The organism is uncultured Nostoc sp. (assembly GCF_964245445.1).
Taxonomy (GTDB): Bacteria; Cyanobacteriota; Cyanobacteriia; order Cyanobacteriales; family Nostocaceae; genus Nostoc.
This window is the reverse complement of sequence record NZ_CAXTNE010000046.1, coordinates 25,657-36,262: the sequence shown is the minus strand read 5'-3', so window position 1 is coordinate 36,262 and position 10,606 is coordinate 25,657. Positions and strand designations below refer to the sequence as shown.

The window sequence follows — 10,606 nt, the reverse complement described above, 5'->3', positions numbered from 1 at the left end:
CAGGGGGAGCAAGGGGAGACAGGGGAGATGGAGAATAACTTAAACCAATGCCCAATTCCCTATTCTCTATTCCCTATTTCCAATTCAATTACTGCCTTAACTTGCATATTGGTTAAGGTGGCGGCTTTTTGGCTGGAGGCTTCATCTAGTCGGATATGGACTTCGACTACTCTGTTATCGATATTGTTAGCAGGATCTGTGTTAATGACATTCTGTCGTCGCACTTGTAAGCCCTTGCGATCTACGATTCCCTGCAATTCAATGGAGAGGGAATCACCAAATACTTGCACTTGCTGCCCTGAACGCACTTTGTCGATATCGCTTTCGTAGACTTCGGCTATGACATACATCTGGTTGGTTTGTCCGATATCAGCAATGCCATCATTTGATATTAATTCGCCAGGATGGGTATGGATCTCAAATACCTGTCCATCTTGAGGCGATCGCACTTCGGCCTGTTTTAAATTTACTTTTGCCAGATTCATGGCTGCTATGGCACGATTGACTTCTGCTTGGGCAGCTTTTATATCCACTCCGGGCACTTCGGCGATTTCATCGAGTGTTGCTGTGGCTTCTTTAATCTTTTGCTGGCTAGTTGATTGAGTCCGATTTAACTGTGCTTGTGCTTCTTGCAGGCTTTTTTGAGCGGTTTCCAAATTTAAACGCTTGTTATCTCGTTGGGAGGCAGAAATTGCCCCCTGTTGATATAGCTGCTGATACCGTTCGTCTTCTGCTTGGGCGTTACGCACTTCGGCTTGGAATCGCTCAGTTGTCGCTGCTTGGGCATTAATATCACCTTGGCGTTCTGCTTCTGTGCGAGCGATCGCAGCTTTTTGGGCGGCAATTTCACCGGGTTTAGCACCTGCTTGGGTGCGGTTTAGGTTTGCCTGGGCTACTTTTACTTGTTCTTGTGCCTGTTCTAATTCTGCTTGCAAGCGATCGCGGCTGTTCAAAATCGCAATCACCTGTCCTGCTTTTACCCTATCCCCCTCTTTCACTAACAACTTTTCTACCCGACTGCCTTCGGCAGACACCGCAGCAGAGAGTTTAATTACCTTTCCCTGTGGTTCAATCCGCCCTAAAGCTGTTACCGTTTTTAACTGTGGCAATTGTGTTGCTGGCACTTGTGCCTCTAGATTTGCATGATTTTGCCAGCGTTTTACTATATAAAAACTTATTCCGCCAATCAATAAAGATGCAATTATACCTATAGCAACGGATGGACGCAGAATAGACTTAGGGAACGTTCTGTACCCTAGCTTTGAGTTTCGCACCATAGATTACCTCTTAACTAGTGGCGCAGAGGGAGAGAAAAGAGGAGTAATTCCGATACAAAAGGGTTTGATATCACTCTCCAGTATTAAGAGATTTATGTTTATGACGAATTACTTTAGTTTTTTAAAAGTACTCAGGTATCGTAAACGTTTTCAAAATTGCTGGTTGTAACAGCGCCAACAATTAGAGACAAATTCAGTCATAACAAATATTTTTGTCATGAAAGCCAAATAAATTATAATTCCTAAGAAATATCTTTCAATTTGATATTTTTATAATTTTTAGTGATATATTTTGCTGCGGAAAGTTATTTTTCTGAATTGTCTTTTAAATTGGTTAATCCGTTTGCTACCAATAACCTCAGCACGCGATCGCAACTGGATTGAAAACCTCTTGGCATTTCATAATTGTTAGTGATTTAAATTGCTTAAAATTTAAGCTGATAGAGAATATTTATCAGGTTTTTGGCAATTTTTGAGTTTTGGGTACTAAATTCAACATAGTTCAAAGAGTTGTTAGCAACCGCATCTATGCAAAAAAACCCGCGCAAGCGGGTTATAACAAGAGGCTTAATTGGTTGAAATTTTAGCTTTTTGTTACTTCCAGCTTTTGGGTATTTTAAAGTTTTCTGGTAAGATTGTGGTGCGATCGCCAAGTGCCTGTTCAATCTGTTGTAATTCAAGGTTTTCACATCCGCTCAAGTTTGCTCTAGAGAGGTTAGCTTCTTGGAAGTTAGCATCTTGCAGGTTGGCTGTACTAAGTAACACAGCTTCTAAGTTGGCTCCAGCAAGTTTTGCATTTTGCAAGTTACTACCAATTAGATTTGCATCTTGAAGGTTGCTATCCTCAAAGTTTACTCCTTCTAAGTTGGCATCACAAAGGATTGCTCCTTCTAAGTTTGCACCACAAAGGATTGCTCCTTGTAATTTTGCATCACAAAGGATTGCCCCTTCCAAGTTGGCATCGTAAAGGGTTGCCTTTGAGAGGTTCGCTTTTCTGAGGACTACGCCTTGGAGATTGGCTTCTGGGAGGATTGCTTTTTGCAGGTTGGCTTCATAGAAGATTGATCCACAAAGATAGGTTATTGATAAGTCTGTCTCTGAAAGATTTGCTCGTGTAAAATTGACCCATTGCAAGTTAGCTCCAACGAGAATTGCCCTAGAGAGGTTTGCTTCAGTTAAGTCTGCATTACTGAGGTCTGTATTGCGTAAATCTAGTTTCTGATTTACCGGATCTTTATGGAAATCGCGTCGTCCAATGACAGTCAAGGCTGTTTGAATATCTGTAGGAAGTTTTGATGAGTGCTGTGACTCGTCCTCATATTTCTGATTTACTGGGGCATTCTCGCGGATAAACGCAGCGAGAATTTCCATAATTGTCCAATGGTCTTTGTGAGAATCTCTGGCAATTCGCTCTAAAGCATAAATTGCGGCAAACCGCGTTTCAATCTTTTCATTTCCCAACTGTTCAATTGCTTTAGAAAAACGTTCTGGAACAATTTCTTCTAAAGTTTCTTGGGTGTTCTTAATGTCAGTTACAATGTTGTTATCCCAAGCTAGTGTCCCAGAAAGGAGTTTGCTTAACACACTCTGATTTTCACTAAAAGAGAGCCTGGAAGTATAGTAAGCATTAATAATTAATGCTAATCCTCCAATGATTATGGCAACAGTCGTTAATGCTTGATTAATATATTCTATTTTTTCTTGATTTGAAAAGCCTGCAATGTTTTCAAAGAATGAAAAAATTAGAGTTAATGTGAAAATAAATATAATTGAGATAAATACTAAGAAAGTCGTGAGTCCATTTGTCTTTATGAGAGACATGTCATAAGTCTTCATATATGACTCCTTACGGAAGTAAATTTAGGTTGATTTTAAGACGATATTCAAGGTTATGATAGAGTACAAACACGTAACTACTTGACAGATCCTTAAATCTACTTCATAGAAATCATCTATAAAATCTTTGATAAGTTATTTTTCAAACAGCCTCTGAACTGCGTTGGATAGCATCTGTGAGAGGTTAAGAAAAAGTACATTTTGTCACTATGCTTGACCCACAAGTTTTATCTCCCTACGTTGTCGCTGACTTATACCGCAGACGATGGAGAATTGAAGAGGCTTTTCACATGGGTGCTTTGCGGGCAACATGAACAGCAGAAAGAAACGAGAGTTGTACGCTATCTCCAAATTTTTCCAGCTTCTGGCGCAATCCTGCAAATAGGAACTCTCTGGCTTGTGGCTCTAGTCTCCCAGAGGTACTTAAAAGCTTGAGGTAGTTATCAATGCTATAGGTGACTTCACACGCAGTTTGCTCGACAACCAACTCTTTAAAACAATAGGAGTCTAAAATGTCTTGTCCAAACCCCCTCAAAATCTCCGCTTGAATCTGTGCACCTTCATATCGAACAAGAGAGGGCGCATAAGCTTGATACACTTCCTTGATCGCTTGGTAAACTTCGTATTTCGGTTCTGGGGTCAGATTCCATAGCAGGATAAGAAAACCGTTATCGCACATTGCCGATGCTGCCTTGGTATATCTAATCTCTCGCGGTATCCAGTGAAAGGCATTGGCTCCTAGAACGGCATTGAACTGTTTTGCTTCTAGTTCCCACTCCTCAAATGAAGTATTGCAAATTGTAACTTTTGGATATTGATCGCAGTTGTGTTCTACCAAATGACAAAAATCCTGGTTTGGCTCAATACACGTCATTGAAAAACCAAATTGAGCAAAAGCCACCGTCGCATTTCCTGGGCCACAACCAACCTCAAGAATCGATGCATCTGAGTCAAGTTGGGCTAAAGCTACAGACCGATCAATTAGTTTATGTGGATAGTGCGGTCTTGCATTATAATAAACATCAGCAACCAGAGAATACCAAGTCCTTCGCTGTTCTAAATCTATAGAAGCTCTGGCATTTATTTCTTGTCTAAAGTCTTGCATAAGCTAGGGCGTGTCAGCTTTGATCGTCCAATTTAATTTTAGAACTAGCAAGGGATCTGTCAAAATCTTTATTAAGGTTATTTGAGTATTTTAACTGATTGACAAAAGGCACTTTATCTTAAAATATCACGAATGTGGTGGATAGTGGTAGAGACATAACATGGTTGTGCCTAAAGCGAAGCTATTCCACGCAATTGAAATGTTTGTATTAGCTATGAAGAATAATTTAAAAATTTTAACATTAATCAGGTTCATCTAATTACTCAGGTTGATCGCAAACACCTAAGTAGATTGGACTAGATTAGAAATCGCCGTGAGCAATTCCTCTGGTGCTACAGGTTTAACGATGTAGTGTTGAAAGCCTGCTTTTAGTGCTTGCTGCTGATTGATTTCGCCTGCATAAGCAGTCAGAGCGATCGCTGGAATCTGTTTTTCGCCTATTTCTGCTTCTAGAGTCCGCACCTGTTTTATCAGCATATAGCCGTTCATCTCTGGCATTCCAATATCGCTAAGTAAGATATCTGGCTTTGACTGTGTTAGCGCTTGTAATGCTTCATCTCCTGATGCTGCTGTGGTGATGATCGCTCCAAACTGTTCCAGCACAAAGCTGAAAAAGTCGCGGGTATCAGCATTGTCATCTACAATCAGAACTTGTAAACCCATGAGGGAAGAGAAGGCAGAAACGGCAGTTGAAGAATCAGCATTCGTGTCATCCTTAATTGTTGCAGCTTCCTTGACCCGTGGTAACCTAACTGTGAAGATAGCTCCTTTGTCCTCGCCAAGACTTTCGGCCCAAATCGTTCCACCGTGCATTTCGACCAAGTGACGAGCGATCGCTAAACCTAACCCTAGCCCACCAAACTTTCTAGTTGTTGTACTGTCAGCCTGACGGAAAGAGTCAAACACATGAGGGAGAAAATCAGGGTGAATGCCCTTACCTGTATCGCTGACGGTAATCTGCACTTGAGCGTCGATGCACTCCAATTGCACATTTACTTTTCCCCCAGTCGCTGTAAATTTGACGGCATTTGATAACAGGTTCCAGAAGATTTGCTGTAAACGGGCTGAATCACCCAAAACTTTCCCCTGCGGATCAAGCGCCATCTCAATCTGAATGGTTTTTGCTTCTGCTGCTAAACGCACTGTTTCCATTGCGGCTTCAATGGTGAATGCCAGATTGACTGGCATCATATTGAGATTGAGTTTGCCTTGCAGGATGCGAGAAACATCCAGCAAATCTTCAATTAGTTCAGCTTGTAACTTGGCATTGCGCTCAATAGTTTGAAGGGCTTTTTGGAGCGATATGTCATCAAATTTACGGCTCTGCAATAGTTTTGCCCAGCCGATAATCGGATTCAGTGGCGATCGCAATTCATGGGAAAGTACCGCCAAAAACTCATCTTTGATTCGGTTAGCAGTCTCTGCTTCCGCCCTGGCTGTTTGCTCAAGTTGTAAAAGGCGATCGCGTTCTAATTCGGTGCGCTTGCGATCGGTGATATCAGTTAGCATAGCGATCGCGCCCAAGAACTCATTTTGTTCATTCAAAATCGCTCTAGCAGAAATCAGTGTCCAAATGTACGAACCATTTTTGCAGCGCAATCGAGCTTCTTTAAGATCACTCCCTTCTTGCTTGTGCCACTCCAGTTTCTCTTCGGCTGCTACGCCATTAACGCGATCGATAAAATAAAACATAGAACGACCAAGCATTTCTTCTGGCGGATAACCCAACATCTCACAGAGCCGTTGATTCACAAACTCTGTTCGTGATTGAGAGTCAATCATCCAGATTCCCTCATAAGAGGTATCAACAATTCGGCGATACTTGGCTTCACTCTTCTGTAACGACTTCTCTGCTTGCTGGCGCTCCTGGCGCTCCTTAGCTTCCCGCAATGCCCGTTGCACTGAGGGAACTAACCGCCCTAATCGTTGCTTTAATACATAATCGGTTGCACCATTCTTCAAGGCTTCGATCGCTAATTCTTCACCCAGCGCGGCAGAAACAAAGATAAAAGGAACCTCTGGAGTGCGATTTCGGGCAATTTCTAAAGCCGAAATTCCATCAAAAGATGGCAAGGCATAATCGGCAAGAATTAAATCGAAAGTCTCTGCTTCCAAAGCAGCCAGGAAATCAGCACCAGTTTCAACTCGTATCAGTTCGCAATTAATTCCCCCTTCAGTTAACATCGCTTCGGTAAGCTCTGCATCTAACAAACTGTCTTCCAAAAGTAAGAAACGGAGTAGATCCATTAGTTCTTCTCCTGTTGACGATGAGGTGCTGGAGGTAGAGCGCCAACAGGGGGCTGATTAATGACTGCCCAAAAGAGTCCCACACCCTTGATAGCATCGGCAAACTCATGATAATCAAGAGGCTTAACGACGTATGCATTAACGCCTAACTCGTAGCATCGAACTAAGTCTGGCTCCTCACGGGAAGAAGTTAGCACTACAACTGGAATCACTCGCATTATAGGGTCAGATTTTAGTTCTGCCAGCACTTCTAATCCATCGATTTTAGGTAGTTTTAAATCGAGCAGCACCACAACCGGATGCCCTTCCATCCGCAACCTAAACAACCCCCGGCGATAGAGATAATCTAGTGCTTCCTCTCCATCACGCAGCACCACCACTTCGTTGGCGAGATGATTTTCTGATAAGGCGGCTAATATTAATTCTGCATCGTTGGCACTGTCTTCAATCAGCAGAATTCGCTTGAGTTCTTTCATTCGCCCTCCTTCTTCGGCAACTTAGGTAGTGAGAAATAGAAGGTGGCTCCATTGTCAACTATAGCTTCTGCCCAGACTCGACCATTATGCCGATGAATAATGCGTTGCACGTTTGCCAATCCAACACCAGTGCCTTCAAATTTTGGGTCGCTATGCAGGCGTTGAAATACTCCGAATAGCTTGTGTACATATTGCATATTAAAGCCTACGCCGTTATCTTGTACAAAAAAGACAACTTCGTTTTCATTGTCAGTACTGCCAACAGTAATTTCTGTTGGGTTTCGAGTCTGGGAATATTTTACGGCATTGTCTATGAGGTTGCGAAGGACGAGCCGCAGCATGGAGGGGTCACCTTGCACTTCTGGCAGTGACTCTATGTGCCAATTTATTGTGCGTCCTGGGGTTTGGATTTGCAAATCGCGTTTTATTTCTTCCACTAGTTGCTCCATATTAATGTTGATGTAGCGCATTTCGGTGCGCCCCATGCGAGAAAATGTGAGCAACTCATCTATTAGTATTCCTGCCTGTTTGCTAGTTTCTGCAATTATTTTTAAATAACGCTGACTTGTTTCATCTAATGTAGTTGTTGAGCTATGCCGCTTCTGAAGCAATTCTATAAATCCGGCGATGTGGCGAAGCGGCGATCGCAAGTCGTGAGAGACTGAATAGGAGAAAGATTCGAGTTCCTTGTTGGCGGCTTCGAGTTGGGCTGTGCGCTCTTGAATCCGTTGCTCTAGCATTTCGTTGAGTTGTTGCAGGGCGGCTTCGGCAACTTTGCGATCGTGAATGTCGCTGGCGATGCCCACCCACTTGATAATCTGTCCGGCTGCATCTCGAAATGGCAAACCCCGCACAATATGCCAACGATGGCTACCATCAGAAACTCGACGAAAGCGAATTTCTGTTTCGTAGTTTGTAGCGTTAGCAACAGCCTCTATCGAAGTTTTCAAAACGCGATCGCGGTCTTCGGGGTGAATGATATGAATCCAGCCATACCCAGCAGTCTGCTCCATTGTCAGTCCACTGTAATCAGACCAGTATTGATTGCAATAAGTAATACCACTATCCCTATCGCCCATCCAAATAGCCTGCGGCGACACTTCTGTTAAAATTCGGTATCGCTCCTCACTATCACGTAGCGCTTCTTCTGCCAACTTGCGATCATGGATATCAACACAGGAGCCGATATAGCCAAGAAACTCCCCTGTTGTTGCAAACCGAGGCACACCAGTATCCAAAAGCCAGCAGTGTTTGCCATCAAAGCGTCTGAGGCGATATTCCATTGTAAATTTTTGTCGGGCATCAAAGGCATTGATGTATGTATCTAAACAACGCTGAAAATCATCAGGATGTACACCTTCAGCCCACCCATTGCCCATCTCTTGCTCCAGAGGTCGTCCGGTAAAATCTAGCCAGAATTTATTAAAGTAGTTACAAAGTGTGTCAGTGCCGGACATCCATACCATTATGGGAGTGGTGTCTGCCATCTGGCGAAAGCGGGCTTCACTTTCACGCAACGCTGCTTCTGCCAAATTGCGTTCGCGTAGCGCAGCTTGCTGTTCGCGCAGCGCAGCTTGCTGTTCGCTGATGTCAGTAATCAACGCCGCATAACCTTCAACTGTTCCCTCTTGATTAAACTGGGGAACGTAGACAGCATGAATATAACGTGTGCCGCCATCTTGATAAGGAACTTGACTTTCAAAAGTGGCCTGCTCTCCGGCCAGTACTTGTTCCACATAAGGACGAACTACTTGATATGCGGATTCACCCAAAACTTCCCAAAGATGCTTTCCATAGATTTCTGCCGCCGAATACCCAAACCACTCTTGATATGCTCGGTTATTGAAACGGTAGCGTTGTTCTGAATCTACAAAGCAAATCAGAACTGGCAACGTATCTGTAATTAAGCGAAGTTCTGTTTCTCGTTGCCGCAGTGTCTCCTCCATTTGCTTGCGGTTGGTGATATCGCGCCAGCAATCTATTGCACCGATAATCTCACCTTGGGAATCCCGAATCGGTACTACATTAGCGATCGCTGTAATCCGAGTTCCATCAGGACGTTCAATGATGCATTCTTCATCGTGGATTATTTCACCGTAGCGCGTAGCACGATATAAAGGCAGTTGCTTTAGGGTGGGGCGTGTTACACCATCAGCCAAAAACACACCGTAAGACTGAACGTAATCGCCAGAAGTCATGCCAACGAGGGATTCACCAGGTCTGCCCAAAAGCTCTTGCGCGAGTTTGCTGTTGGCGATGATTCGGAAATCAGGGGGGCCGCCAGCGATCGTAATTCCCTCTGGGACGTGTTCTAAGAGCATTTGCAGGATGCTTTGGGCAACTTCAGCTTGTTTGCGTTCGCGCAGCGCAGCTTGCTGTTCGCGTAGCGCAGCTTGCCGTTGGCTCAAGTCAAGAACAAAACCAATAATTGTCCTATCTCCCTGCTTGACAAAGCCAATTAAGACGGTAACTTGAGAGCCATCTTTGCAGATGTATTCTTGCTCAAAGGGCTTACAACTCCCAGTAATTCTAAGTTTTTCAATTGCTTGCTCACTCACCTCAATGTATTCGGGTGGAGTAATCTCGCCCCAGCGAATTCTACCAGAGCGCAAATCCTCACGTGTATAATTGAGCATTTGTAGAAAGGCATCATTGGCTTCAATGATTAAGCCGTTGAGATCAGCGACAATTACCCCGATAATATTGGACTCTGTTAAGTGACCAAACCTTACCTCGCTTTCGCGTAGGGACTTCAGACTTGTCTCAGCTTTCTGTTGGGCTGTGCGGCGTGATTCGTTCAGCCAACTGATTAACACTGCTGCCAATATGAACACAACCAGAGGTATTAATCTATTTAGATTTGTAATGTTATGCGGATCGAACAGCTTAAAAAAGAAGTAGTTAATTGCCAAAGTAGACAAAACGGTAGCAAGTAACCCCGGCCCCAAGCCACCGTACCAGGCACTCAGCATCACCGCAACGTAAAATAGTGCCGCAGGCGTTGGTGTGAGATATGGGTTGAGCAGTAAAGTTACCCCCAGTGCTAAGGCAACGGATAGCAAAGCAATACCATAATGCAGCAGTTGCTCTCTACTGCCAGCAAAAGTTTTTTTAGATTCCGATGCCCTCACTTTATGAGCCATAACCCTACTCTGCTTCTGGAAAATACTGGTTTAGCAGGCTTTTGCCGGGTTGACTCTATCTGCTGTAACATTTCTTTTATTACTTTTAGTGCTATCCGTGAAGGCACTGTATACCTTTTTCTCAACGATTGACTGTTTTGAATGAAACTCTTAATTTAGCAGCAAACTATTTCTGAGAATTTCTGAGAAAAATTGAGTTGTTACCGAAGCTCCCGAATTAAATCTAAAATCTCCAACGGCTTTCTGACAGACATCTCCTTTTTTTATCCTCATAGCAATGACTAGGATAGGACAGGTGTCTTATTGTTTCTCTCCTGCTTAGGGAATATTTCTCAGGTCATACTAGTAAGTTTGGTTTTGCTGTCACTCTAGCTAATGTTCTATCTTAAAAAAGCTCACGTTTGAGGTTCAAAGGCTCAACATTGGAGTTAAAAGACTCAACGTTGGAGTTAAAAGGCTCAACGTTGGAGTTAAAAGGCTCAACGTTCGAGTTAAAAGGCTCAACGTTGGAGTTAAAAGGCT

General features: G+C 43.4%; 6 protein-coding genes and 1 pseudogene. 1 reads left to right on the top strand and 6 read right to left on the bottom strand.

Annotated features, from left to right (window positions below; genetic code table 11):
- Positions 1 to 59 precede the first annotated feature (59 nt).
- Together ACFE90_RS10990 and ACFE90_RS10985 are read right to left on the bottom strand one after the other, a co-directional pair.
- Positions 60 to 1,274, bottom strand: coding sequence for an ABC exporter membrane fusion protein (locus ACFE90_RS10990; protein WP_375500364.1), 1,215 nt, complete (start codon positions 1,272 to 1,274; stop codon positions 60 to 62).
- A 597-nt stretch (positions 1,275 to 1,871) separates the two neighbouring features.
- Positions 1,872 to 3,098, bottom strand: coding sequence for a pentapeptide repeat-containing protein (locus tag ACFE90_RS10985; protein WP_375500358.1), 1,227 nt, complete (start codon positions 3,096 to 3,098; stop codon positions 1,872 to 1,874).
- Positions 3,099 to 3,322: 224 nt separating this feature from the next.
- On the opposite strand from ACFE90_RS10985, the pseudogene ACFE90_RS10980 reads away from it, so the two are divergent.
- Positions 3,323 to 3,403, top strand: a pseudogene (locus ACFE90_RS10980) (transposase); the annotation flags it as partial.
- Here the strand turns inward: ACFE90_RS10980 and ACFE90_RS10975 are convergent.
- The 4 genes from ACFE90_RS10975 to ACFE90_RS10960 form a co-directional block, all read right to left on the bottom strand.
- A complete protein-coding gene (locus ACFE90_RS10975) occupies positions 3,400 to 4,218 on the bottom strand; it encodes a class I SAM-dependent methyltransferase (RefSeq protein ID WP_375500356.1) in 819 nt (272 codons plus the stop codon). The pseudogene ACFE90_RS10980 and the gene ACFE90_RS10975 overlap by 4 nt on opposite strands.
- Before the next feature lie 282 nt (positions 4,219 to 4,500).
- A complete protein-coding gene (locus ACFE90_RS10970) occupies positions 4,501 to 6,465 on the bottom strand; it encodes a response regulator (RefSeq protein ID WP_375500354.1) in 1,965 nt (654 codons plus the stop codon).
- The gene (locus tag ACFE90_RS10965; RefSeq protein WP_229551983.1) at positions 6,465 to 6,941 is read right to left on the bottom strand and encodes a response regulator; all 477 of its coding nucleotides are present in this window, start codon (positions 6,939 to 6,941) and stop codon (positions 6,465 to 6,467) included. The genes ACFE90_RS10970 and ACFE90_RS10965 overlap by 1 nt, the downstream gene beginning before the upstream one ends.
- Complete coding sequence (locus ACFE90_RS10960) at positions 6,938 to 10,084, bottom strand: PAS domain S-box protein (protein ID WP_375500352.1); 3,147 nt, start codon at positions 10,082 to 10,084, stop codon at positions 6,938 to 6,940. Before ACFE90_RS10960 ends, ACFE90_RS10965 begins: the two co-directional genes overlap by 4 nt.
- Positions 10,085 to 10,606 lie beyond the last annotated feature (522 nt).

Coding starts and splice junctions, on each gene's coding strand:
- ACFE90_RS10985 (WP_375500358.1), bottom strand. CDS start 3,098: ATGTCTCTCATAAAGACAAATGGACTCACGACTTTCTTAGTATTTATC.
- ACFE90_RS10975 (WP_375500356.1), bottom strand. CDS start 4,218: ATGCAAGACTTTAGACAAGAAATAAATGCCAGAGCTTCTATAGATTTA.
- ACFE90_RS10970 (WP_375500354.1), bottom strand. CDS start 6,465: ATGGATCTACTCCGTTTCTTACTTTTGGAAGACAGTTTGTTAGATGCA.
- ACFE90_RS10965 (WP_229551983.1), bottom strand. CDS start 6,941: ATGAAAGAACTCAAGCGAATTCTGCTGATTGAAGACAGTGCCAACGAT.
- ACFE90_RS10960 (WP_375500352.1), bottom strand. CDS start 10,084: ATGGCTCATAAAGTGAGGGCATCGGAATCTAAAAAAACTTTTGCTGGC.